This is a genomic window from Mesorhizobium sp. B2-3-2, assembly GCF_006442295.1.
In the GTDB taxonomy this organism is placed as follows: domain Bacteria; phylum Pseudomonadota; class Alphaproteobacteria; order Rhizobiales; family Rhizobiaceae; genus Mesorhizobium.
The window spans coordinates 101,352-123,029 of record NZ_VFWA01000004.1; the positions used below are offsets into that span (position 1 = coordinate 101,352).

Sequence of the window (21,678 nt, forward strand, 5' to 3'; positions counted from 1 at the left end):
TCGCCTGTGGGCCGAGTGCTTTAGCGATCGATCCGCGTCGACAGGATGATCGACGACGACGTCCGTTCGACCCCTTCGAGGGCGCCGATCTGGTCGAGCAGCGTGTCCAGGTCCTTGATCGACGGCGCGTCGGCGATGACGATCATGTCGAAATTGCCGCTCACCGAATGCAGCGTCCTGACCGGCGCCAGGGCGCGCAGGCTGCGCACCACCTTGTCGGCGAGCTTGGGCGTCACGGTGAGCAGCACATGCGCCCGCACCAGTCCCTGTTCATAGTCGGGCGCAAGCTTGACGCCGTAGCCGGCTATGATGCCGCGCTGCTCCAGCCGTTCGATGCGGCTCTGCACCGTAGTGCGCGACACGCCGAGCCGGCGCGCCAAAGCGGCGGTCGAGGCGCGCGCGTTCTCGCGCAGCAGGGCAAGCAGGGCCTGGTCGGCATCACTGAGCATTTCAACGAACCTGGTCGGCATATTGATTAAAACTGTACTTCATTTCGCACAATTCCACGCTTCCTTTCGTCCGGCAAGCCGCGATTGTAGCGGGGCAAATCAACTGTCGGGCGAGGGAACCGCATCATGAAGAACATTGTTGTCGTCGGCGCCGGCAAGATCGGCTCGACCATTGCCGAGATGCTGTTTTCAACCGGGGACTATCACGTCACCCTCGTCGACCGCTCGGCCGCGCAGCTTGCCGCGGCCGAACTGCCTGACGGCGTCGAGACGCTGGAACTCGACATCGCGGCCGCGGGCACGCTGGAAGCTGCGCTCGCCGGCAAGTTCGCGGTGCTCAGCGCCGCTCCCTTCCATCTGACCACGCGTATCGCCGAAGCCGCCGCAAGCGCCGGCGTGCATTATCTCGACCTCACCGAAGACGTCGTCTCGACCCGGCGCGTAAAGGAACTGGCGCGTTCGGCCGACAGCGCCTTCATCCCGCAATGCGGGCTGGCGCCCGGCTTCATCTCGATCGTCGCCAACGATCTCGCCAGCCGCTTCGACACGCTGGAAAGCGTGCGCATGCGCGTCGGCGCGCTGCCGCAATATCCTTCGAACGCGCTGAACTACAATCTGACCTGGAGCACCGACGGCGTCATCAACGAATATTGCGAGCCCTGCGAGGCGATCGTCGAGGGTGAGCTGGTCGAGGTGCCGCCGCTGGAGGAGCGCGAGGAATTCTCGCTCGACGGGGTAACCTACGAGGCCTTCAACACCTCGGGCGGGCTCGGCACGCTGGCCGAGACGCTGAAGGGCAAGGTGCGCACGCTCAACTACCGCACCATCCGCTATCCCGGCCACGCCGCCATCATGAAGGCGCTGCTCAACGATCTCGGCCTGCGCCATCGCCGCGAGGTGCTGAAGGATATTTTCGAAAGCGCGCTGCCAGCGACGCTGCAGGACGTGGTCATCGTCTTCGTCACCGTCTCGGGGCGCAAGAACGGCCGCCTGCTGCAGGAGACCTACGCCAACAAGATCTATTCGAAGCGGGTCGGCCAGACGGTGCGCAGCGCCATCCAGATCACCACGGCGTCCGGCATCTGCGCCGTGCTCGACATGCTGGCCGACGGCACCTTGCCGGCGACAGGCTTCGTCAAGCAGGAGGACATCGCGCTCGACGCCTTCCTCGCCAACCGCTTCGGCCGCGCCTACGCCCAGCACGAGATGGTCAGCCGGCTGGCGAGCTGAAGCCCAGCGGACAATCAAGGTCATCGGGACAACCGCCAGCTCCGTCTGGCCTATGGCGGCGCGTGGTTTTTGCCCGCAAAGTGGTTGCGAACACCCCTTTGCGAGAATGCCATGCGAAAGCTGATCTCCACCGGTTCGCCCTTCGAGAAGACCGCCGGCTATTCGCGCGCCGTGGTGCAGGGCGACTGGTGTTTCGTGTCCGGAACGACCGGCTATGACTATGCCTCTATGACGATGCCGGAGACGGTCGAGGCCCAGACGCGCAACTGCCTGGCAACCATCGCCAAGGCCTTGCTGGACGGCGGCTTCGACATGGAAGATGTGGTGCGCGCGCACTACTACATAACCGACCAGGCCTTCGTCGACGTGGTGTTCCCCATTCTCGGCGAGGCGTTCGGCGAGATCAGGCCGGCGGCGACGATGATCGTGTGCCAGCTCAACAAGCCGGAGATGAAGATCGAAATCGAGGTGACGGCGCTTCGGCGCACAGTCTGAGGAGGGCCAATGCCATGAAGGTGCGGCGCATCGTGGCCAATATCGAGACGCGGGACATCGCGGGGGCGAAGCGCTTCTATCACGACGTGCTCGGCCTCGATGTGCTCATGGATCAAGGCTGGATCGCCACCTATGGTTCCGGGGAAAGAATGCAGGCGCAGGTCAGCTTCATGGCGCAAGGCGGGTCGGGCACGCCGGTGCCGGACCTGTCGATCGAGGTCGATGATGTCGATGCCGCGCTCGACGCCATGAAGGCAGCCGGCTTCGCCATCGAATACGGGCCGGCCGACGAGCCCTGGGACGTGCGCCGCTTCTATGTGCGCGATCCCTTCGGCCGGCTGGTCAACATTCTCTCGCATCGGTGAATATCTCCAAAGCGCCGAGGCGACGGCAGACCTGGAAATGTTGGCGGGACAGCGCCCCCCTCTGGCCTGCCGGCCATCTCCCCCTCAAGGGGGGAGATTACGCACTTAGCCGCCTTCGCCAATTGTTCCTCCTTGCGTCGCAACCGCTTGGCGTTTAGCAAGGCCGCGGTCGCACAGCGCCGCGCGCCTCCTTGGCGCGCAAAGGGCTCTGTGCAAAATCGAAGCGAAATCTTTCTGGGACGGTTTCTCCATGGCAACGAAGCATCTTTTCCTGCTCCCCGGCGACGGTATCGGCCCCGAGGCCATGGCCGAGGTCAAGAAGCTGATAGCGGCCATGAACGAGAAGCTCGGCAGCGGCTTCGCCACCGACGAGGGGCTGGTCGGCGGCTCAGCCTACGATGCACATGGTGCCGCGATTTCCCATGCCGATATGGAGAAGGCTGTTGCCGCCGACGCCGTGCTGTTCGGGGCCGTCGGCGGTCCGAAATGGGATGCCGTGCCTTACGAGGTTCGCCCCGAGGCCGGCCTGCTGCGCCTGCGCAAGGACATGGAGCTGTTCGCCAATCTCAGGCCCGCGATCTGCTATCCGGCGCTGGCGGCGTCCTCCTCGCTCAAGCAGGAGGTGGTCGAAGGCCTCGACATATTGATCGTGCGCGAACTGACCGGCGGCGTCTATTTCGGCGAGCCCAAGCAGATCATCGATCTCGGCAACGGCCAGAAGCGCGGCATCGACACGCAGGTCTACGACACGTTCGAGATCGAGCGCATTTCGGGCGTCGCCTTCGAATTGGCGCGCACGCGCAAGAACCATGTCACCTCGATGGAAAAGCGCAATGTCATGAAATCCGGCGTGCTGTGGAACGAGGTCGTCACCCAGACCCACAAGGCCCGCTATTCCGACGTCAAGCTCGACCACATGCTGGCCGATGCCGGCGGCATGCAACTGGTGCGCTGGCCCAAGCAGTTCGACGTCATCGTCACCGACAATCTGTTCGGCGACATGCTGTCCGACATCGCCGCCATGCTGACCGGCTCGATCGGCATGCTGCCTTCCGCCTCGCTCGGCGCGCCGGATGCCAAGACCAAGAAGCGCAAGGCGCTTTACGAGCCGGTGCACGGTTCGGCGCCCGATATCGCCGGCAAGGGCATCGCCAACCCGATCGCCATGATCGCTTCCTTTGCCATGTGCCTGCGCTATTCCTTCGGCATGGTCGATGAAGCCGACAAGCTCGAAGCGGCAATCGCCGCCGTGCTCGATCAGGGCCTGCGGACGAAAGACATCATGTCCGAAGGCATGACCGAGGTCGGCACGGTCGAGATGGGCGACGCGATCATCGCCAAGTTCCTGGGCTGAGCCCATGACGGTCGACGTCCGCCGGGCGACGACCGACGACGCGACGGCGCTCGCCACCGTGCTGTGCGAAATGGCGGTGCAATACGGCAACCGCCGCTCGACCACGCGCGCCTCGTCGGCGGCACGGAAATGGCTCGCGAGGAAGCCCGGCCTATCCGCATTTCGCGCTGGCCTTCGTCGAGGGCAAGGTCAGCGGCCTGGCGTCGGTGGCGATCGCGCATTCCGGCATCGATCTCGAGCGGTTGCTGTTTCTCAAGGACCTGTTCGTGCGCGACAAAGCTCGCAACGCCGGCGTCGGCCGGGCGCTGATCAGCTTTCTCGCCGGCCATTGCCGACGCCACGGCATCAGCTGCATCGACCTGACCACCGAGAACTGGAACGAAGGCGCGCTGCGCTTCTACGACCGGCTTGGCGCCGAACGTCATGGCCAGAAGCTATTTCTCAGGCTTTCGGACGAGGCGCTGGGGGCGATCAAACCCTGACACCGGTCGGCACGGGCCCCCAAGGGTTTTCGCCCAGCTGAGGCGGCATAAGCCCGAAGACTAGCAGGGCGATGCCACCGATGAGCGGGATGAAGCAGAGCAGGGCAAACCAGCCGCTCAGGCCGGCGTCATGCACACGCCGCACGAGGAGCGCAATCCAAGGCAGGATCAATCCCGAAAGGAAAACCAGGAGGGGTATGAATCCTATGGACCCTATCGGCGCCCTGTCCGCGTTGGTTTCGAAGCCGTTGATCGCCAGGTCAACAAGTATCCCGAAGCCGAAAAGCGTGAATATCCCGAGAGTGTAGAATAGCCAGAAGGCCCAGAATTCCTTGCGGCGGGAGCGTCCGTTGAAATTGCTGTAGTCCGCAATCACCGCGCGCCAGAAGTAAGCCCACAGCCCTGTGGGGTAGGCCGGCCGATTTGGGGCAGAACGGCTGGTCTGCCGTGGCTGACCGGTACTAGACGGCGGTGCGGCCGAGGCCACCGCGACTATGTTATGCGCAGTGCCGTCGTCCGGCCGGAACTCGACAAGAGCACCCCTGACTAGGATGAGTTCCTGGCTCAGATCGATACGGGAAAAGATATAGCGTTTGCCGTCAATTCCGTCGATGTAACCATAGTCCTGACCTTCGTCATAGTGGAACACCGCCCCGCGCATGCTCTGCCCCCATTTCACGTTGCGTCGCCACATACTACTCACGATTGCATATATTACAATACGCACGCGATACTACGTTCTGACGCCCGCCGGCACCGCTCTCCCCTGGTGATGAAGCCGAAGCCCTGGGCCTCGTCATAGTGAAGAACTTCGCCGCGCATGTCCCGATCCCCGAACGCCCCGCCCAGACTGTTCAAAGTTCCGGCGGATCGCAAGGGCGGGCATGAAAATGCGACGGCTGCCCTGGCGCCGGAAGACCTCAGCTCGGCCGCTTCTTCGCCTTCTTGTGTTTCGGCGGTCCGGCGTTGTCGAATTTCGGCTTGCCCGGCTTCTTCGCCCAGGGCTTCGCGTCCGATGCGGCGGGGCGCTGGTCGCCAGCCGGCGCGCGCTTCTCGAATTTGCGCTTCGGCGCGTTCGGGTCGAACGGCGCCTTGCCGCGATGCGGTTTCTTGTCGGGGCTTGGTGGCTGGTAGCCGGCGCGCGACAGGTCCGGCGTGCCGTCCAGCCGTTTCACCACGATGTTACCTTGCAGTTTGCGGTCGGGACCGATGGCGGCGAGGAAACGGTCGGCCCAGTCGGCTGATATCTGCACGAAGGTCTCTTCCGGCTGCATCTTGATGGCGCCGATCTCGCGCTTGGTGATGCTGCCGGTGCGGCACAGCATCGGGATCAGCCAGCGCGGCTCGGCATTCTGCCGGCGCCCCACCGAGAGCGAGAACCAGACGCTGGCGCCGAAATCGTCGCGGCGGGCGAAGTTTTCGCCCGCCGGTCTTTCACGCGACGGCGTGAACGGCGCGATTTCCATCAGATCCTCGGGCGCCGAGCGGCTGGAGCGGCACAGCCGCACGAAGGCGGCCGTCACCTGTTCGGCGCCATGCCTGGCGAGAAGCGCGTCGATGAAGGCGCGCTCGTCGTCCTTCACCGGTTCGTCGAAAGCGGGATCGGCAAGGATGCGCTCGTCGTCGCGGCGGATCACGTCGTCGGCGGATGGCGGACTTGCCCATGTCGCGGTCAGCTTGGCGCTCGCCAGCAGCCGTTCGGTGCGCCTGCGCGCGCTGCCCGGCACGATCAGTGCGCTGACGCCCTTGCGCCCGGCGCGTCCGGTGCGGCCGCTTCGGTGCAGCAGCGTTTCCGGGTTGGTCGGCAGGTCGGCATGGATCACCAGTTCGAGATTGGGCAGGTCGATGCCGCGCGCCGCCACGTCGGTGGCGATGCAGACCTTGGCGCGGCCATCCCGCATCGCCTGCAAGGCGTGGCTGCGTTCGTTCTGGCTGAGCTCACCCGAGAGCGCGACGACGGAAAAATTGCGGTTGTTGAAGCGCGCGGTGAGATGGTTGACGGCGGCACGGGTGTTGCAGAACACCAGCGCGTTCTTCGCTTCGTAGAAACGCAGCACATTGATGATGGCGTTCTCGCGGTCGGCCTGGGCGACGCTGAGCGCCCGGTACTCGATGTCGAGATGCTGCTTTTCCTCGCCGGCGGCCGAGATGCGCACCGCGTCCCGCTGATAGCCCTGGGCGAGGGTTGCGATGGAGCGCGGCACGGTGGCCGAAAACATCAGCGTGCGGCGCTCGGCCGGCGCGGCGTCGAGAATGAATTCCAGGTCCTCGCGGAAACCGAGATCGAGCATCTCGTCGGCTTCGTCCAGCACCACCGCCTTGAGCGCCGACATATCGAGCGAGTTTCGCGTGATGTGGTCGCGCAGCCGGCCGGGCGTGCCGACGACGATATGGGCGCCGCGCTCCAGCGCGCGCCGTTCCGTGCGCATATCCATGCCGCCGACGCAGGAGGCGACCGTGGCGCCGGTCAGCTCGTAGAGCCATTCCAGTTCCCGCGTCACCTGCAGCGCCAGCTCGCGCGTCGGCGCCACCGCCAGCGCCAGCGGGGCCGCGGCATGGGCAAAGCGTTCGGCGCCGCCCAGGAGCGTCGGCGCCATGGCAAGGCCGAAGGCCACCGTCTTGCCCGAACCGGTCTGTGCCGACACCAGCGCGTCGGCCTGGCCAAGTTCCAGGACCGCCTTCTGCACCGGTGTCAGTTCGGCATAGCCGCGTTTTTCCAGCGCCTTCGCCAGCGCCGGAACGATACCTTCGAAGTTGGACATCTCGCTCTTTCGGAATTCAGGGTTCTGCGCTCATCATGGAGCACGAGGCGGGCCGGCGCCACGCCAGCCAGACAATCTCAGCCGTTCGTACTTGCTGGCGCCGCTCTTGTACAGGGCAAGCGGCACCGCCTTTCCTTCTCCCGCAAGGAGGGAAGGAAGAAACACCGCTGATTGACTCTTTATCGAAACCGCGTAAAAGCCCGCTTCGAACGGGATCGTTTTTCGATGCGCGGCCTTTTGATGGCTCTTCTTGCATTCGACGCCCCCAGCCTCAATGAGCATCATTGGGCCGGGCATCTCGGCGCGTCCCCCCGTTCCAGCAATATAACGGCCAAAACCACCACCAAAACGGTGTGATTCCCTTGGCCTGACCACCCTCTCCCGGGTTCGGCCCGGGGGACGGAACCCGCACCTGGCCGGCGGGTTTTCTCCAACAACCAAGCGGAGAGGGATAGGAGATCTTTATGAGTTTCAAGGTTGCGGTAGTTGGCGCCACGGGCAATGTGGGCCGCGAAATGCTCAACATACTGGAAGAGCGCGGTTTTCCGGTCAGCGAAGTGGTGGCGCTTGCCTCGCGGCGCAGTCAGGGCACGGAAGTGTCGTTCGGCGACCGCACGCTGAAGGTCCGGGCGCTCGACACCTACGACTTTTCCGACACCGACATCTGCATCATGTCGGCCGGCGGCAATGTCTCGAAGGAATGGTCGCCCAAGATCGGCAAGCAGGGCTGCGTCGTCATCGACAATTCCTCGGCCTTCCGCTACGACGCCGACGTGCCGCTGATCGTGCCGGAAGTGAACCCGGACGCGATCTCCCTGTTCACCCGCAAGAACATCATCGCCAACCCGAACTGCTCGACGGCGCAGCTTGTCGTGGCGCTGAAGCCGCTGCATGACGCGGCCACCATCAAGCGCATCGTCGTGGCCACCTATCAGTCGGTGTCGGGCGCCGGCAAGGAAGGCATGGACGAGCTGTTCACGCAGACACGCGCCGTGTTCGTCGCCGACCAGGTCGACGTCAAGAAGTTCACCAAGCGCATCGCCTTCAACGTGATCCCGCATATCGACGTCTTCCTCGACGACGGCTTCACCAAGGAAGAGTGGAAGATGGTCGCCGAGACCAAGAAGATGCTCGATCCCAAGATCAAGCTGACGGCGACCTGCGTGCGCGTGCCGGTCTTCATCGGCCATTCGGAAGCGGTCAACATCGAGTTCGAAAAGCCGATCACCGCCGACGAGGCGCGGGACATCCTGCGCGAGGCGCCGGGTTGCCAGGTCTTGGACAAGCGCGAGGACGGCGGCTACATCACGCCGCTGGAATCGGCTGGCGAGGACGCCACCTTCATCTCGCGAATCCGCGAGGATTCGACCATCGACAACGGCCTGTCGATGTGGATCGTTTCCGACAATCTGCGCAAGGGCGCCGCCCTCAACGCGGTGCAGATCGCCGAGCTGCTGGTCGAGCGCGGCCTGATCCAGCCGAAGAAGAAGGCGGCATAGTTCTCGCTCACGGGCTCGGCCTTTGGCCGATTCTGGTCTCGCTCACGGGCCGCACCGCCGCTGCCGCGGCTGGCCCTGCGCGGGCGCGCCGGACGACCGGCGGCCTGCGGTCGCAGGCTCGGTCTTTGGCCGTAGCTCCCTTCTCCTCGTCCCTATACGGGGAGAAGGTTCCGGCAGGCGGATGAAGGGTAGCGCAGGCGCATGATGCGATAGGTCACTCCCGGTTCTTTTCCGCCAACCCCACCAATATCGCGATCGCCTCTTCCGCCCGGTCGGCCGGCACGAACAGATGGTCGTGATAGAAGGCGGAGACGGGATTGACGCCCATGCCTGCGGCAGCAAGGCGCGCGGTGATGGCGGCGAGGAAGCCGACGGCTTCCAGCGACGAATGGATGTTCAGCGTTATCATGCGGCAACGGAAAGCGGCTTCCAGCCCGGCTGCCTGCGCCTCGTCTTCGAGCAGGATCAATGTCGTGCCTTCGCGTTCGCGAAACAACATGACCGCTTCGAGCCCTTCCGGAACCGATACGCCCGCCGGCAGCGTGGCGAAGACATGGATGCCGGCAATCAATTCCGGCGTCATCGACGCCAGCAATGCCTTTAGATCTGTCTCTCCGGCCATGTCGCCTGCTCTTGTCTGACGGGCCACGCCCGCCGGCTCTTCATATACGCGACCCAAGCGCGTCGATAGCCGCGCCGGCGCGCTGCACGGACGAATCGGCGAAAGAACTGCGCTATGGCGTGAGAATATCAACCATTTCAAATGCTTGCCGGAGATCGGCATGGCCTTGGCAGGGGCGGCCAAGCGCCGGCCTTCAATGTCTAGGGATCAAATTGGCCGTCTGGGAGTTAAGAACATGGCGGCGAGGACGGCGATCCCCGTGAGAGAGGAACGACTATGAAGAAAATCATGACCATTCTGGTGCTGACGGCAGCGCTTGGCGCCTGCTCGCAGACGGAAAAAGGCGCGGCTGTCGGCGGCCTGGGCGGAGCGGCGATCGGTGCGGCGGTGGCGGGCGATCCCGTCCAGGGCGCCGTGGTTGGCGGCGCGGTCGGCGCCGTGGCCGGCGCTTTGATCGGGCGGGCCAGTGAACCGGGCCGCTGCCGTTATCGCGATAGCCGCGGCCGTGTCTATATCGATCGCTGCCCGAGCGGGTATTGAGAGGCGCCATCCGCCCAATGAATTCGAAATAGCAAACGGCGGGCCCTTAGCCCGCCGTTTCGAAAACGCCGATCGATGATCGATTACTCGGCCGTGGCGGGCTCCGCCGGTGCGGCCGCGGCCGCCGCGACGGCGGCAGCGGCGTCGTCCTGCGCCTTCTTCAGAAGCGCGGCGCGCTCTTGCGCCTTCTTGCCGGGCTCGGCCTTCTTCGGGTTGGAACGGGCGTCGCGCTTGGCGAGGCCGGCCTCGTCGAGGAAGCGCAGCACGCGGTCGGTCGGCTGGGCGCCGTGCGACAGCCAGTGCTTGACGCGCTCGGCGTCAACCTTGACGCGCTCGCCGTCCTTCGGCAGCAGGGGGTTCCACGAGCCGAGCGACTCGATGAAACGGCCGTCGCGCGGCGAGCGCGCGTCGGCGACGACGACGTGGTAGTAAGGACGCTTCTTCGAGCCCGCGCGGGCCAGTCTGATCTTCAGTGCCATTTCTTATCTCCTAAAAGCTCTGATTTCGTTGATAGGGTTGCGGCTAAATCTTTGTCTTCAGCCGGTTTTCGTCACGGCGTTGGCAGCGGCGATCTGTTCGTGGTGGCGGATCACTTCGCGGACGACGAAATTGAGGAATTTCTCCGCGAAATCCGGGTCGAGATGCGCATCATCCGCCAGCTGGCGAAGCCGGGCGATCTGCTGCTGTTCGCGCGCCGGGTCGGCCGGCGGCAAGCCGTGCTCGGCCTTGAGCAGGCCGACCGCCTTGGTGCAGCGGAAGCGCTCGGCCAGCATGTGGATGAGGGCGGCATCGATGTTGTCGATCGATGCACGGTAGCCGGCTAGGATGGTGCGGGCGTCCGCCATGTCCTTTTCCTCGTTCATCCGTATTCTCACTTCTTCTTGCCAAGGCCCGGCAGTCCGCCTCCGCCGAGGCCGGGAAGCCCCGGAAGTTTCATGCCGCCGGGTAGGCCTGGCAGGCCGCCGCCGGGTAGGCCCTTCATGCCGCCGAGGCCGGCGGCCTGCGCCTGCTTCTGCAAGGCTTCAAGCTGCTTGGGATCCATTTTGGAGAGGTCAGGCATGCCGCCCATGCCACCGGGCATCATGCCGCCGAGGCCCATCTTGGAGGCGAGTCCGCCCATCATGCCGCGCATCAGGCCGACGCCTTTGCCCTTGCCGCCCATCGCCTTCATCATGTCGGCCATGCCGCGATGCATCTTCAAGAGCTTGTTGATCTCGGCGGCATCGGTGCCGGAGCCGGCGGCGATGCGCTTCTTGCGCGAATGTTTGAGAATATCGGGGTTGGCGCGCTCGGCCTTGGTCATCGAGGAAATGATGGCGAGCTGGCGGCCAAACATCTTGTCGTCGAGCCCGGCGGCGGCCATCTGGTCCTTCATCTTGCCCATGCCGGGCATCATGCCCATGATGCCGCCCATGCCGCCCATTTTCGACATCTGCTGAAGCTGCTGGGCGAGGTCGTTCAGGTCGAACTTGCCCGACTGCATCTTCTTGGCCATCGCCGCCGCCTGCTCGGCGTCGATGTTCTCGGCGGCTTTTTCGACAAGCGAAACGATATCGCCCATACCGAGAATGCGGTCGGCGATGCGCTTGGGGTGGAACTCCTCCAGCCCGTCCATCTTCTCGCCGGTGCCGATCAGCTTGATCGGCTTGCCGGTGACGGCGCGCATCGACAGCGCGGCGCCGCCGCGGCCGTCGCCGTCCATGCGGGTCAGCACCAGTCCGGTGATGCCGACGCGCTCGTCGAAACTCTTGGCCAGGTTGACGGCGTCCTGGCCGGTCAAGGAGTCGGCGACCAGCAGAATCTCGTGCGGGCTCGACACCTTCTTGATGTCGGCCATCTCGACCATCAGCGGCTCGTCGATATGGGTGCGGCCGGCGGTGTCGAGGATGACCACGTCGTGGCCGCCGAGCCTGGCCGCCTGCACGGCGCGCTTGGCGATGTCGACCGGGTTCTGGCCGGCAACGACAGGCAGCGTCGCTACCTTGACCTGCTCGCCGAGCTGGCGCAACTGCTCCTGGGCGGCGGGGCGCCGCGTGTCGAGCGAGGCCATCAGGACCTTCTTGTTCTGACGCTCGGTGAGCCGCTTGGCGATCTTGGCCGAGGTCGTCGTCTTGCCGGAACCCTGCAGGCCGACCATCATGACAACGACAGGCGCCGGCGCGTTGAGGTCGACGGCGACGCCTTCGGCGCCGAGCATGTCGACCAGTTCGTCGTGCACGATCTTGACGACCATCTGGCCGGGCTTGATCGACTTCAGCACCGCCGCGCCGACCGCCTTCTCGCGCACCTTGTCGGTGAAGGAGCGCACCACTTCCAGCGCCACGTCGGCCTCGAGCAGCGCACGGCGCACCTCGCGCAGTGCCGCCGAGACATCCGCCTCCGACAGCGCGCCGCGGCCGGTCAAGCCGTTCAGGATGGAGCCAAGGCGCTCCTGAAGTGATTCAAACATTCTGTTTCCTTTTCCCTGGCAACCGGATGGTGCCCGAGAAGTAATGCGTTCGCGCCAAGTGTCCAAGTCTCGTGGCAAGCAAAAGCCAAAACCAAAAAGCACCCGGGGGCGCACAGCGCTGCCGGGTGTTGGCCTCCAGGATCTGTTTACAGCAGTTGGCCTCAAAGAGGCCTCGGCGTCCTGGTCGGCTTGCTCGGAGGGATACTCGTCGCGGAATTCGGGGCTGTAGACAGGAAAACGGCCGCGGAGTCAAGACAAGGACCGTTCCGTCGGTCTCCCCACGCAGGAATCAGGTCGCCTTCGTTCCGTCTGCAGGTTCGGCCGAGACCCTCAGCGGCGAGCGCGGATGTAAGAGCAGCAGTATCGTCAGCAGGCTGCAGGCGATGCCGATCATGGCGATGAGGACCGCATCCGACGTCGCCCAGCCCGGCCCTTCGAGAGGTCTGGCGGTAAACAGGGCGAAGGAATTGTAGCTCTCCTGATGCGAGATCAGCAGGAAGCCGGTCAGATTGTTGCCGAGATGGGCACCGAGGGCGGCGCCCAGATTGCCAGTGGCATAGACCACCAGCGTCAAAAGCAGCGCGAAGGCGGCGATCGAGGCCAGCACGGAGGCGTTGATGGCCGCCGAGGAGCTCGGGCTCCAGTGGAGCGAGGTGAACAGCAGGCCCGGCAGCAGCGCCCAGATCAACGGGCTCCTGAAGCGGTACGCCAGACCGCGCAGCAGGTAGCCGCGGAACAGCACCTCTTCCGACGACGTCTGCAGAAAAGTGAACACCAGGATCGGGATCAGGAACAGCAGCCAGGACGACAGGGCAATCGAGCCGCGCGCGATCTCGGGCTGCATCAGGTAGAGCAGGACCTCGGACACGAGCGAAGTGACCAACACCGCGATCAGTCCCTTGACGAAGCCCGATCGCGAAATGCGACGGCTGTTGCCGAGGAGCGCCGACAGCTTCTCGCCATGCACCCAGCGCATGGCGATCCAGAGGCCGATCCAGATACCGGCAAAAGAGGCGAGCGCGGTGAGGATGCCGACGGGCGACGCAAGGAAATCCTGCATGCCGCCGGCTGGCGCAGCCGCGCCTTGCGCTGTCCGCCAGGCGAAAAAGGCGTAGGTGCCGCCCAGCAGCACGACCACCGTCGTCGCGGCCCAGAACAGGAGGACGATCCCGGTCCCGAGAACCAGGCGCGGCAGGGTCGTCTTTTGGTTGGCTGTGTTTCGATAATGCTCGAAGGCGGCAGGATCCGATATCACGATCTCTCGCAAGCTGGTGCTTCGCGTCGCATGATTTATGGGATCGGACGGTTCTGCGCAATCATTCCTGTTCGGTACGCCCCACCAGCCATCGGCGCATTCGCCCCGCCCTCGCCTGCCTGCCGGCAGGCGAAAGGCATGCTCCGATGATTACCCGCGCCTATCCGCTTCAACGCACCACATACACGATGCGCCGCGTTTGCGGGTCGATCAGCGCCGGCTGGCCGTTCACATAGACGTAGCGGTAGTCGTAATCGGGGATCTCGCGCAACTCGACGCTCTCGGGCAATACGGCCCCGGTGACCACCTCGCCCTCAAGGTAGACAGGGTCGACGCGATGCGTGTCGACATAAGTCCTGACTTCGGCGGGAGGCTGCGGGATGGCGTCCTCGACCGGCTCGCCGGCGATGATCGAGCCGGTGTAATCGGTGGAATAACCCTCGGGCGGTGACACGACGGCGACGCTGGAGCCGAGCGGACGTCGCGTCAACACGACCCGGTTGCCGCCGAAATCAGCCGTCACATAGTCCGAATAGACCCAGCCCTGGCCACCGGCTTCGGCGATGGTGCACCATTTGCTGTTTTCGATACAGCCATTGAGCGTCGCCGACTTGCCGGCGGCGAGCACACCGATGACAGGATATTGCGGGCCTGGGCCGGCGCGGACGTTGAGATCGGTGATTGCGGAGACGGGGGTGTCGGCCATGGCGGCGCCCGAGAAGAGCGCGAGCATTCCGGCAACCGCGGGAAACAATAGGGATTTCATGGTTTCTCTCCGTTTCATGGTCCCTCGGCAGCGAAAACGGGAGAGCGGCGCATGCGTTCCAGCTAAAATGTTGAAGCCAACTCACGATTTGTTCCCGTTTCTTGCGGCAGGCCGGTCAGAAGGTCGTGAACGAAGGCCAGCTTGCGCGCGGCGACATCCGAGATGACGAAGGGGTAGAGGTCGGGCAGACCCATGCAGCGATTGATGGAATTGGAGGCTTCCGACAGCACCAGCCAGCGGGACAGAATCCTTTCGAACGGCTCGGGAGCGGGTGTCGGCTCGGACGGCGCTGGTTGCAGCATGCCCCCGGTGTCGCCCTGGGGCAATTCGTTGGCTTCCACCGTCTCCAGCCGGCCGAGCGGGAAGTTCAGCGCATGGACCATTTCCAGCGTGTCGGTGATGTGCAGGTGGTGGGCCCAGCTTTCGGCCCAATCCTCCCAGGGATGGGAGGTGGCATAGGGCGAGATGTGGCGTTGCTGCCAGCCGGGTGGGGCACCATTGGCATAGTGGTTCTTCAATGCCTGCTCGTAGCCGGTGCGCTCGTCGCCGAACAACGCGCGGAAGGCGTCAAGCCTTTGCGGATTGTCGCGGATCAGCCGGTCCCAGTAGTAGTGGCCGAGCTCATGGCGGAAATGGCCGAGCAAGGTGCGATAGTTCTCGCCCATTTCAACGCGCCGCCTTTCGCGCTCGGCGGAGTCGGCTTCGGCGACGTTGAGGGTGATCAGGCCATTGTCGTGGCCGGTCAGGATGCGCTCGCCGCCCGGGCCGCCGCCGATCGGATCGGCAAGGAAGTCGAAGGCAAGGCCGGCCTCGTCCGCGGGGTTCTGCTTGGGTGTCACCGGCAGTCCGAAGGCCAGCAGCGAATAGACCGCGCGCTTCTTCGCCGCCTCGACGCGTATCCAGCGGCGGCGGTTGCCGTCGACGGAGAGGTCCGGGATCAGCTGGTTGAGCGCGCAGGCGCGGCAGAAGGGCTGTCCCGCCTCGGCCATCCAGTTGCAGGCGCATTCGTCGGCATTGGCGCATGGGGAGCCGCCGTCGGCACCGGACAGGGCAAAGCGGGCGCGCTGCGGATCGTAGAGCACGGCACTGGAGCAGTTCAGGCACCGGGCGTTCTCGAAATAGAGACGATGGCCGCAATGAGGACAGTCGAAGAGTTTCATCTCGGTCTCGGACCACGGAACAGGGGAAAGCGCGTCGTGCAAAACGCCGGCCGACAAACGTCGTTCCCCCTGTGACGTCATTGAGCAACATGGCGCAAGGATCGTCAGGCCATGGGCGGTTCTTGCCATAATAATTGCTTGATCGTAGGCAAATTCCCATCCATTGGCCAGCTTGCGCGCGCGACAGTGACAAGTGCGCGTTTCACTGGCAAATTCCGGCCGGGACGTGATTCAGGCAACCAGGAGAGAACAACATGGCATTTCTTGCCAAGGGTAAGATGTTTGCAGCGGCCACTGTGGTGGCGATGCTTGCGCTGGCGACGGGCGCACAGGCGGCGGCCAGCTGCGGCAAGACCGGAGCCGGCTTCGATGCCTGGAAGCAGGACTTCGCAGCGGAGGCCAGGGCCGAGGGCGTGGGTTCGAGAGGGCTGGCCGCCCTGGCCGGCGCGACCTACGCGACCAGGACCATTTCCGCGGACCGCGCCATCCACAAGGCTTTCAGCGGCTCCGTGGAAGCTTTCATGAAGCGCCGCGGCGGGGCGGCGATCATTTCCAGGGGCCGGGCGTTGAAGAAATCGAATGCGGCGCTGTTCGACAAGATCGAACGGACCTACGGCGTCTCGCCGGGCGTGCTGCTTGCCATCTGGGGCATGGAGACGGGCTTCGGCGCCTCCATGGGCAACCAGAACACGGTGTCCGCCATTTTGACGCTTGCCTATGACTGCCGCCGTCCGGACTATTTTCAGCCGCATGCCATTGCGGCCCTGAAGCTGGTCGATCGCGGAACGTTGACCGCCGCGTCGGTCGGGGCCATGCATGGCGAGATCGGCCACACGCAGTTCCTGCCCGGAAATGTCCTGAAATATGGGGTGGGCAGCGGAAACCTGCGCGACAAGAGCATCGCGCTGGCATCCACGGCCAACTTCCTCAAGGCGCATGGTTGGCAGGCCGGCGCGAGCGCTCAGTCGAATATGGGTGCAATTGCTGGCTGGAACTCGGCGAGTGTCTATCAGCAGGCCATCGCCCGTATCGCCACCGCAATTGACGGCGAGTAATCGTCAGGGCAGTTCACCGTTTCACGGAAACGGCTAAACGCTCCATGTCTTTGTTTTTGCGCAATTCCCAAGGTAAAGTGCTACGCGCTTTTCCCGGAAAAACCGTACACTTTTCCTGGAATTGCTTTCCAGCAGAAAGCCCGGCCGCGATGCCGGGTTTCCTGTTCGCTGACCGGGTGAGTGGTCAGCCCCGGCGGTTGCGTGCGGCCAGCGTGCGCAGCCTCAGCGCATTGAGGCGGATGAAGCCCGCGGCGTCCTTCTGGTCGTAAGCGCCGCGGTCGTCCTCGAAGGTCACCAGCGCGTCGGAATAGAGCGTCTTGTTTGACTTGCGGCCGGTAACGATGACATTGCCCTTGTAGAGCTTCAGACGCACCGTGCCTTCGACATCCTCCTGGCTCTTGTCGATCATCGCCTGCTGCATCAGCCGCTCGGGCGCGAACCAGAAGCCGTTGTAGATGAGTTCGGCATAGCGCGGCATGAACTCGTCCTTGAGATGGGCAGCTCCCCTGTCGAGCGTGATCGATTCGATGGCGCGGTGCGCTGTTATGAGGATGGAGCCGCCGGGGGTCTCGTAGACGCCGCGCGACTTCATGCCGACGAAGCGGTTCTCGACGAGGTCGAGCCGGCCGATGCCGTTGTCGCGGCCGAGATCGTTGAGGGCGGCCAGCATGGTTGCCGGCGACAGCTTCTTGCCGTTGAGCGCTATCGGATCGCCCTTCAGGAATTCGATCTCGATCTCGGTGACCTTGTCCGGCGCGTCCATGGGCGAGACGGTGCGCTGGTGCACGAATTCCGGCGGCTCGCTCCACGGGTCCTCAAGCACCTTGCCCTCGGAAGAGGAATGCAGGAGATTGGCGTCGACCGAGAACGGCGCGTCGCCCTTCTTGTCCTTCGGCACCGGAATCTGGTGCTGCTCGGCGAAGTTGATGAGGTCGGTGCGCGACTTGAACGACCAGTCGCGCCAGGGCGCGATGACCTTGATGTCGGGATTGAGCGCATAGGCCGAAAGCTCGAAGCGGACCTGGTCATTGCCCTTGCCGGTGGCGCCATGGGCGATCGCGTCGGCGCCGGTCTCCTTTGCGATCTCGACGAGATGCTTGGAGATCAGCGGCCGGGCGATCGAGGTGCCGAGCAGATAGGTGCCCTCATAGACGGCGTTGGCGCGAAACATCGGGAAGACGAAGTCGGCAACGAATTCCTCGCGCACGTCGACGACGCGGATGTCCTTGATGCCCATCAACTCGGCCTTGCGGCGCGCCGGCTCCAATTCGCCGCCCTGGCCGAGGTCGGCGGTGAAGGTCACGACCTCTGCGCCGAGCTCGGTCTGCAGCCATTTCAGGATGATGGATGTGTCGAGGCCGCCGGAATAGGCGAGCACGACCTTCTTGACGTCTTTTGTTTTCGACATTTGGCGGTTTCCGCGACAAGAGTTCTCGGCCGGCGAGGTATCACGCCGTTTCCGGTCACCGCAAGGGGATGAACGCGGCAAGGCGCGGAGAAACAGGCATCCGCGACAGCTGGATCATTCTTTCGGTCGCACAACCGCTGGCAACCACAGTAGCCATTCGTTATAGCAGCGTCTTTAGAGCCAACGGACCGCCCATGTCCTTCATTCCCGACACCGCAACGCTGATCCAGTTCGCCATCGCCACGTTCATCCTGGCGATCACGCCGGGACCGGACATGACGCTGTTCGTCTCGCGCACGCTGAGCCAGGGCCGCGCCGCCGGCTTCGCCTCGATGGCGGGGGCGCTGTGCGGCACGCTGATCCACACCACGCTGGTGGTGGTCGGCGTCTCGGCGCTGATCGTCGCCTCGCCGATGGCCTTCTTCGTGCTGAAGATCTTCGGCGCCGGCTATCTCGTCTTCCTGGCCTGGCAGGCGATCACCAAGGGCTCGGCCTTCTCGCCGGAGAAGAAGACGGGCCCACAAATCTCGCTGTTCCGGAGCTGGATGGTGGGACTGGGCGTCAACCTGCTCAACCCGAAGATCATCCTGTTCTTCATGACCTTCCTGCCGCAATTCGTCTCGGCGCATGATCCGCACGCGCCGGGAAAGCTGTTCTTCCTCGGCGCCATGTTCGTGGTGCTGTCGACCCCGGTGACGACCCCGATGGTGCTGGCGGCGGAGAAATTCTCGGCGGCGATGAAGGCCAGCCCGCGCGTGACGCGGGTGGTCGACTATCTCTTCGCCGGCGTGTTTTCCGCGTTCGCGCTCAAAATCCTGACTGCCCAGGCGAAGTAGGATTTTGCTGTTCGCTGCTGATCTCTTCCGAACCGGAGGTCAGAAAAGCTTCCCCCTTACGCGGGCGCTCGGTTCGGGGTCACGGTTCGGCTTTCCACCAGCTTCCGGCCCAGCGTCCGGCGCTGAGCCAATAGAAGATGCCCCCGACCATGCCGCCGCCGATGACGGCGGCCATGGCGCGCGGCTCGGTGACGGCGAATGGCGTGTCGCCCATCTGGTCGGCGAAGCCGAGGAAGACGGCGGCGACGATCGCACCGGCCAGCGCATAGAACAGCCAATCGCGCCGGCCGAGGATCTCGGCGATCAGAATCGCGAGGGCCGCCGGCATGAAGGCGAAATAGGCGGCAAACAGCGCGACGAAGGGGATCGAGAAATAGAGCGAGGCGGTCGCCGCCGGCTCCGCATGCGCCGGCGTATAGCCGAGCGAGGCCAAGAACAGGACATTGAGGAACGCGCTCGCCGCCAGCGCGGCGACGGCATAGCCGAACAGGATGACGGCAAGGCGCACGATATAGGCGACGAGACGGGTCATTGCTGATCCCGGCGTGTGAGATGACCGGACTTGCGCCCGGCCAGAAACCAGTAGACCGAACCGGCGGCAATGCCGGCGGTGGCCAGGAAGCCGAGAAAGCCCGGGTTGAAAACAAACCCTCCGGCCGAGCCCGGGATGAGAACCCCGAACGCGATGGACGTGATCGCGCCCGTGGCCGCGAAGTAGAACCACCCCCGAAGCGACAAGCGTTCGGCCATGAAGATCGCGGGGCCGACGATCAACAGGGCGCAGACCGCCACTGTCACTACCGTGAGCGGGAAGGAAACCAGCCAGTCGAACGCGAAAACGATGGACCAGTTGCCATATTCGAGCCCTTCCAGAAGAGCGATCAGCAGCACAGGCACCAGGATCGAGGTCAGCACGGCGGCGATATAGCCGACTGCTATGAAGACGAAGCGCTTGAGCCCGGCGACGAGACGCCTCACGCCTCCCCGTGCCCCGCGATCATCATGGCTTCCAGCGCCAGCCGGTCGACCTTGCGCATGCGCTCCGATTCCGACTTGAGCTGGCCGCAGGCGGCGAGGATGTCGCGGCCGCGCGGCGTGCGGATCGGCGAGGCATAGCCGGCATTGTTTATGTAGTCGGCGAATTTCTCGATCGTCTCCCAGTCCGAGCACTGGTAGTTGGTGCCAGGCCATGGGTTGAACGGGATCAGGTTGATCTTGGCCGGAATGCCCCTGAGCAGCTTGACCAGCGCCTTGGCATCGTCGAGGGAATCGTTGACGTCCTTCAGCATCACATATTCGAACGTGATGCGCCTGGCGTTCGACAGGCCAGGATAGGCGCGGCAGGCGGCGATCAGCTCCTTGAGCGGATACTTCTTGTTGATCGGAACCAGGAGGTCGCGCAGATCGTCATTGGTGGCGTGCAGCGAGATGGCGAGCATGACGCCGATCTCCTCGCCGGTGCGGAAAATCTCCGGCACCACGCCGGAAGTCGACAGGGTAATGCGGCGCTTGGAGAGTGAAAGACCGTCGCCGTCGGAGGCGATCAGCAGCGCTTTCTTGACCGCCTCGAAATTGTAGAGCGGCTCGCCCATGCCCATCATGACGATGTTGGACACTTTGCGGCCCTCGGCCGGCACGATGGCGCCGTCGGGCGTGTCGCGGTCGGGGAAGTCGCCGAGCCGGTCGCGCGCGGTGAGCAACTGGGCGAGGATTTCCTCGGCCGTCAGGTTGCGGACCAGCTTCTGGGTGCCCGTGTGGCAGAAGGAGCAGGTCAGCGTGCAGCCGACCTGCGAGGAGATGCAGAGCGTGCCGCGGCCTTCCTCGGGAATGTAGACGGTCTCGATCTCGACCGGGCGGCCGGCGCCGCGCGGCGGAAAGCGGAACAGCCATTTGCGCGTGCCGTCGGCGGAGATCTGTTCCTCGACGATCTCGGGCCGCGCCACGGTGAAATGCTTGTCTAGCTCGGCGCGAAGATCCTTGGAGATATTGAACATGCCGGCGAAATCGGAGACGCCGCGCACATACATCCAGTGCCAGAGTTGCTGGGCGCGCATTTTTGCCTGACGCTCCGGCACAATGCCGGAAGCAATGAGGGCCTCGCCGAGCTCGGCGCGCGTCAGGCCGATCAGCGACGCTTTTTCGGCCGGCACGGCGCGGGCGCGCAAGGCGTCACGGGCGCCTTCGGCGGTGAGGTCGAATGAAAGGGTCATGGTTGCACTGATATAAGCGGTTTGCGGCCGATTTCATCCATCGGCCCGATATGAAGCGCGGCCCATAGCACAGCTTGGCGGCGGAGTCATGCGATGGCGAGGCGATCCGTGTGCCGACCGATTGATAGATGCGCTGGCCGGTCAGGCCTGCGGTCCGTGTTTTTCGACTGAAAACGGATCACTTGATCGTGTTGAAGTAACGGTTCTCACCGCGTGTTCGAACCCCTGGATGGGGCAACCATGCCCCGACAAATGGGAGTATGCAGCATGAACTCTATCAAGCTCGCCGTCATTGCCGGCTTCGTCGGCCTTTTCGCCTCGCAGGCATTTGCCGAAGACGCGATGGGCACGATGACCATGATGAAAGCAGGGCAAGTCACGGCAATCATGCCGGACGGGCATATGGGCACCATGACGCCGGATGCGAAAACGAGTGCCGAGATGATGAAGATGGCAAAGCCGATCAAGCACTGCATGATGATGATGACCGACGCCAAGGGCAAAGCCTTCATGATCGACACGTCGACCAAGAAGGCTCAGGCGGAATGCGAAAAAATGGCTATGTGAGGCCTGCCATCGATCGATGTTCCCGCCGGCTCGGAGGTCGGCGGGGGCTATTCGAGCCTTGTCCCCGGAGGCCGATCGGAAAACGATCGGGATCATTGCGGCGAACCGGGCATAGCTCATGGTTCCTTGTTCATGGTCCCAAACCGCCGCCATGGACATTTAGTCAGGTCCGTC

At 64.1% G+C, this 21,678-nt stretch carries 24 protein-coding genes and 1 pseudogene; 10 read left to right on the plus strand and 15 right to left on the minus strand.

The features are described 5' to 3' along the window. Window positions 1-20 precede the first annotated feature (20 nt). Window positions 21-449, minus strand: coding sequence for an Lrp/AsnC family transcriptional regulator (locus FJ964_RS11955; RefSeq protein WP_140492118.1), 429 nt, complete (start codon window positions 447-449; stop codon window positions 21-23). Window positions 450-575: 126 nt separating this feature from the next. On the opposite strand from FJ964_RS11955, the gene FJ964_RS11960 reads away from it, so the two are divergent. From FJ964_RS11960 to FJ964_RS31330, 5 genes and pseudogenes are all read left to right on the plus strand, one after another. Further along, entirely contained in the window at window positions 576-1,679 is a 1,104-nt protein-coding gene (locus tag FJ964_RS11960) for a saccharopine dehydrogenase family protein (protein WP_140550585.1), read from the plus strand. A gap of 111 nt (window positions 1,680-1,790) precedes the next feature. Next, window positions 1,791-2,174 (plus strand): RidA family protein, encoded by a 384-nt coding sequence (locus FJ964_RS11965; RefSeq protein ID WP_140550586.1) that lies wholly within the window; start codon window positions 1,791-1,793, stop codon window positions 2,172-2,174. A 14-nt stretch (window positions 2,175-2,188) separates the two neighbouring features. Beyond that, window positions 2,189-2,539, plus strand: coding sequence for a VOC family protein (locus FJ964_RS11970; RefSeq protein WP_140550587.1), 351 nt, complete (start codon window positions 2,189-2,191; stop codon window positions 2,537-2,539). A gap of 250 nt (window positions 2,540-2,789) precedes the next feature. Beyond that, window positions 2,790-3,893 (plus strand): 3-isopropylmalate dehydrogenase, encoded by a 1,104-nt coding sequence (leuB, locus tag FJ964_RS11975; RefSeq protein ID WP_140550588.1) that lies wholly within the window; start codon window positions 2,790-2,792, stop codon window positions 3,891-3,893. 155 nt (window positions 3,894-4,048) lie between these two features. Continuing rightward, a pseudogene (locus FJ964_RS31330) lies at window positions 4,049-4,375 on the plus strand (GNAT family N-acetyltransferase); the annotation flags it as partial. Here the strand turns inward: FJ964_RS31330 and FJ964_RS11985 are convergent. From FJ964_RS11985 to FJ964_RS30965, 3 genes are all read right to left on the minus strand, one after another. Further along, entirely contained in the window at window positions 4,365-5,036 is a 672-nt protein-coding gene (locus FJ964_RS11985; protein ID WP_140550589.1) for a DUF805 domain-containing protein, read from the minus strand. The pseudogene FJ964_RS31330 and the gene FJ964_RS11985 overlap by 11 nt on opposite strands. Window positions 5,037-5,295: 259 nt before the next feature. Further along, a complete protein-coding gene (locus FJ964_RS11990) occupies window positions 5,296-7,137 on the minus strand; it encodes a DEAD/DEAH box helicase (protein ID WP_140550590.1) in 1,842 nt (613 codons plus the stop codon). A 33-nt stretch (window positions 7,138-7,170) separates the two neighbouring features. Then, window positions 7,171-7,422 (minus strand): hypothetical protein, encoded by a 252-nt coding sequence (locus FJ964_RS30965; protein WP_181172445.1) that lies wholly within the window; start codon window positions 7,420-7,422, stop codon window positions 7,171-7,173. Between the two features lie 179 nt (window positions 7,423-7,601). On the opposite strand from FJ964_RS30965, the gene FJ964_RS12000 reads away from it, so the two are divergent. After that, window positions 7,602-8,636: an aspartate-semialdehyde dehydrogenase gene (locus FJ964_RS12000; protein WP_140550592.1), complete on the plus strand. Its 1,035-nt coding sequence runs from the start codon at window positions 7,602-7,604 to the stop codon at window positions 8,634-8,636. Between the two features lie 214 nt (window positions 8,637-8,850). On the opposite strand, the gene FJ964_RS12005 is transcribed toward FJ964_RS12000, so the two are convergent. Further along, entirely contained in the window at window positions 8,851-9,258 is a 408-nt protein-coding gene (locus FJ964_RS12005) for an ACT domain-containing protein (protein WP_140550593.1), read from the minus strand. Window positions 9,259-9,534: 276 nt separating this feature from the next. Between FJ964_RS12005 and FJ964_RS12010 the strand changes: the two genes are divergently transcribed. Beyond that, window positions 9,535-9,798: a YMGG-like glycine zipper-containing protein gene (locus tag FJ964_RS12010; protein WP_140550594.1), complete on the plus strand. Its 264-nt coding sequence runs from the start codon at window positions 9,535-9,537 to the stop codon at window positions 9,796-9,798. Window positions 9,799-9,881: 83 nt separating this feature from the next. Here the strand turns inward: FJ964_RS12010 and rpsP are convergent, their stop codons facing one another. From rpsP to FJ964_RS12040, 6 genes are all read right to left on the minus strand, one after another. Continuing rightward, complete coding sequence (rpsP, locus tag FJ964_RS12015; RefSeq protein ID WP_140550595.1) at window positions 9,882-10,277, minus strand: 30S ribosomal protein S16; 396 nt, start codon at window positions 10,275-10,277, stop codon at window positions 9,882-9,884. Window positions 10,278-10,334: 57 nt separating this feature from the next. Further along, window positions 10,335-10,661 (minus strand): chorismate mutase, encoded by a 327-nt coding sequence (locus tag FJ964_RS12020; RefSeq protein WP_140550596.1) that lies wholly within the window; start codon window positions 10,659-10,661, stop codon window positions 10,335-10,337. Between the two features lie 8 nt (window positions 10,662-10,669). Further along, complete coding sequence (ffh, locus tag FJ964_RS12025; RefSeq protein ID WP_140550597.1) at window positions 10,670-12,247, minus strand: signal recognition particle protein; 1,578 nt, start codon at window positions 12,245-12,247, stop codon at window positions 10,670-10,672. Between the two features lie 289 nt (window positions 12,248-12,536). Then, window positions 12,537-13,502 carry a type II CAAX endopeptidase family protein gene (locus FJ964_RS12030; RefSeq protein ID WP_140550939.1) on the minus strand — a complete coding sequence of 322 codons (966 nt, stop codon included), beginning with the start codon at window positions 13,500-13,502 and terminating at the stop codon, window positions 12,537-12,539. 169 nt (window positions 13,503-13,671) lie between these two features. Further along, window positions 13,672-14,268, minus strand: coding sequence for a DUF1236 domain-containing protein (locus FJ964_RS12035; RefSeq protein ID WP_140550598.1), 597 nt, complete (start codon window positions 14,266-14,268; stop codon window positions 13,672-13,674). 62 nt (window positions 14,269-14,330) lie between these two features. Continuing rightward, window positions 14,331-15,428, minus strand: a complete 1,098-nt coding sequence (locus tag FJ964_RS12040) for a putative zinc-binding metallopeptidase (RefSeq protein ID WP_140550599.1) — start codon at window positions 15,426-15,428, stop codon at window positions 14,331-14,333. 254 nt (window positions 15,429-15,682) lie between these two features. Here FJ964_RS12040 and FJ964_RS12045 point away from each other — a divergent pair, with 254 nt between their 5' ends. Further along, complete coding sequence (locus FJ964_RS12045) at window positions 15,683-16,483, plus strand: lytic transglycosylase domain-containing protein (RefSeq protein WP_140550600.1); 801 nt, start codon at window positions 15,683-15,685, stop codon at window positions 16,481-16,483. A 184-nt stretch (window positions 16,484-16,667) separates the two neighbouring features. Here FJ964_RS12045 and FJ964_RS12050 read toward each other — a convergent pair whose 3' ends face one another. Further along, window positions 16,668-17,891: an argininosuccinate synthase gene (locus tag FJ964_RS12050; protein ID WP_140550601.1), complete on the minus strand. Its 1,224-nt coding sequence runs from the start codon at window positions 17,889-17,891 to the stop codon at window positions 16,668-16,670. Window positions 17,892-18,085: 194 nt separating this feature from the next. Between FJ964_RS12050 and FJ964_RS12055 the strand changes: the two genes are divergently transcribed. Then, window positions 18,086-18,727 (plus strand): LysE family translocator, encoded by a 642-nt coding sequence (locus FJ964_RS12055; RefSeq protein WP_140550602.1) that lies wholly within the window; start codon window positions 18,086-18,088, stop codon window positions 18,725-18,727. 79 nt (window positions 18,728-18,806) lie between these two features. On the opposite strand, the gene FJ964_RS12060 is transcribed toward FJ964_RS12055, so the two are convergent. The 3 genes from FJ964_RS12060 to rlmN are packed head-to-tail and all read right to left on the minus strand — an operon-like array spanning window position 18,807 to window position 20,937. Then, entirely contained in the window at window positions 18,807-19,259 is a 453-nt protein-coding gene (locus FJ964_RS12060; RefSeq protein ID WP_140550603.1) for a hypothetical protein, read from the minus strand. Then, a complete protein-coding gene (locus FJ964_RS12065; RefSeq protein WP_140550604.1) occupies window positions 19,256-19,705 on the minus strand; it encodes a hypothetical protein in 450 nt (149 codons plus the stop codon). Before FJ964_RS12065 ends, FJ964_RS12060 begins: the two co-directional genes overlap by 4 nt. Then, window positions 19,702-20,937: a 23S rRNA (adenine(2503)-C(2))-methyltransferase RlmN gene (rlmN, locus tag FJ964_RS12070; protein WP_140550605.1), complete on the minus strand. Its 1,236-nt coding sequence runs from the start codon at window positions 20,935-20,937 to the stop codon at window positions 19,702-19,704. The genes FJ964_RS12065 and rlmN overlap by 4 nt, the downstream gene beginning before the upstream one ends. A gap of 267 nt (window positions 20,938-21,204) precedes the next feature. Here rlmN and FJ964_RS12075 point away from each other — a divergent pair, with 267 nt between their 5' ends. Then, entirely contained in the window at window positions 21,205-21,504 is a 300-nt protein-coding gene (locus FJ964_RS12075) for a hypothetical protein (protein ID WP_140550606.1), read from the plus strand. The last annotated feature ends 174 nt before the right edge of the window (window positions 21,505-21,678 follow it).

What these genes read in the sequence shown, in the direction of transcription:
- rpsP (WP_140550595.1), bottom strand. Translation starts at nt 10,277, where the DNA reads ATGGCACTGAAGATCAGACTGGCCCGCGCGGGCTCGAAGAAGCGTCCT.
- FJ964_RS12035 (WP_140550598.1), bottom strand. Translation starts at nt 14,268, where the DNA reads ATGAAATCCCTATTGTTTCCCGCGGTTGCCGGAATGCTCGCGCTCTTC.
- leuB (WP_140550588.1), top strand. Translation starts at nt 2,790, where the DNA reads ATGGCAACGAAGCATCTTTTCCTGCTCCCCGGCGACGGTATCGGCCCC.
- FJ964_RS11985 (WP_140550589.1), bottom strand. Translation starts at nt 5,036, where the DNA reads ATGCGCGGGGCGGTGTTCCACTATGACGAAGGTCAGGACTATGGTTAC.
- FJ964_RS12075 (WP_140550606.1), top strand. Translation starts at nt 21,205, where the DNA reads ATGAACTCTATCAAGCTCGCCGTCATTGCCGGCTTCGTCGGCCTTTTC.
- rlmN (WP_140550605.1), bottom strand. Translation starts at nt 20,937, where the DNA reads ATGACCCTTTCATTCGACCTCACCGCCGAAGGCGCCCGTGACGCCTTG.
- FJ964_RS12020 (WP_140550596.1), bottom strand. Translation starts at nt 10,661, where the DNA reads ATGAACGAGGAAAAGGACATGGCGGACGCCCGCACCATCCTAGCCGGC.
- FJ964_RS11960 (WP_140550585.1), top strand. Translation starts at nt 576, where the DNA reads ATGAAGAACATTGTTGTCGTCGGCGCCGGCAAGATCGGCTCGACCATT.
- FJ964_RS12050 (WP_140550601.1), bottom strand. Translation starts at nt 17,891, where the DNA reads ATGTCGAAAACAAAAGACGTCAAGAAGGTCGTGCTCGCCTATTCCGGC.
- FJ964_RS11955 (WP_140492118.1), bottom strand. Translation starts at nt 449, where the DNA reads ATGCTCAGTGATGCCGACCAGGCCCTGCTTGCCCTGCTGCGCGAGAAC.
- FJ964_RS12060 (WP_140550603.1), bottom strand. Translation starts at nt 19,259, where the DNA reads ATGACCCGTCTCGTCGCCTATATCGTGCGCCTTGCCGTCATCCTGTTC.
- FJ964_RS12055 (WP_140550602.1), top strand. Translation starts at nt 18,086, where the DNA reads ATGTCCTTCATTCCCGACACCGCAACGCTGATCCAGTTCGCCATCGCC.
- FJ964_RS30965 (WP_181172445.1), bottom strand. Translation starts at nt 7,422, where the DNA reads ATGATGCTCATTGAGGCTGGGGGCGTCGAATGCAAGAAGAGCCATCAA.
- FJ964_RS11965 (WP_140550586.1), top strand. Translation starts at nt 1,791, where the DNA reads ATGCGAAAGCTGATCTCCACCGGTTCGCCCTTCGAGAAGACCGCCGGC.
- FJ964_RS12000 (WP_140550592.1), top strand. Translation starts at nt 7,602, where the DNA reads ATGAGTTTCAAGGTTGCGGTAGTTGGCGCCACGGGCAATGTGGGCCGC.
- FJ964_RS12005 (WP_140550593.1), bottom strand. Translation starts at nt 9,258, where the DNA reads ATGGCCGGAGAGACAGATCTAAAGGCATTGCTGGCGTCGATGACGCCG.
- FJ964_RS12040 (WP_140550599.1), bottom strand. Translation starts at nt 15,428, where the DNA reads ATGAAACTCTTCGACTGTCCTCATTGCGGCCATCGTCTCTATTTCGAG.
- FJ964_RS12045 (WP_140550600.1), top strand. Translation starts at nt 15,683, where the DNA reads ATGGCATTTCTTGCCAAGGGTAAGATGTTTGCAGCGGCCACTGTGGTG.
- FJ964_RS12010 (WP_140550594.1), top strand. Translation starts at nt 9,535, where the DNA reads ATGAAGAAAATCATGACCATTCTGGTGCTGACGGCAGCGCTTGGCGCC.
- FJ964_RS11990 (WP_140550590.1), bottom strand. Translation starts at nt 7,137, where the DNA reads ATGTCCAACTTCGAAGGTATCGTTCCGGCGCTGGCGAAGGCGCTGGAA.
- ffh (WP_140550597.1), bottom strand. Translation starts at nt 12,247, where the DNA reads ATGTTTGAATCACTTCAGGAGCGCCTTGGCTCCATCCTGAACGGCTTG.
- FJ964_RS11970 (WP_140550587.1), top strand. Translation starts at nt 2,189, where the DNA reads ATGAAGGTGCGGCGCATCGTGGCCAATATCGAGACGCGGGACATCGCG.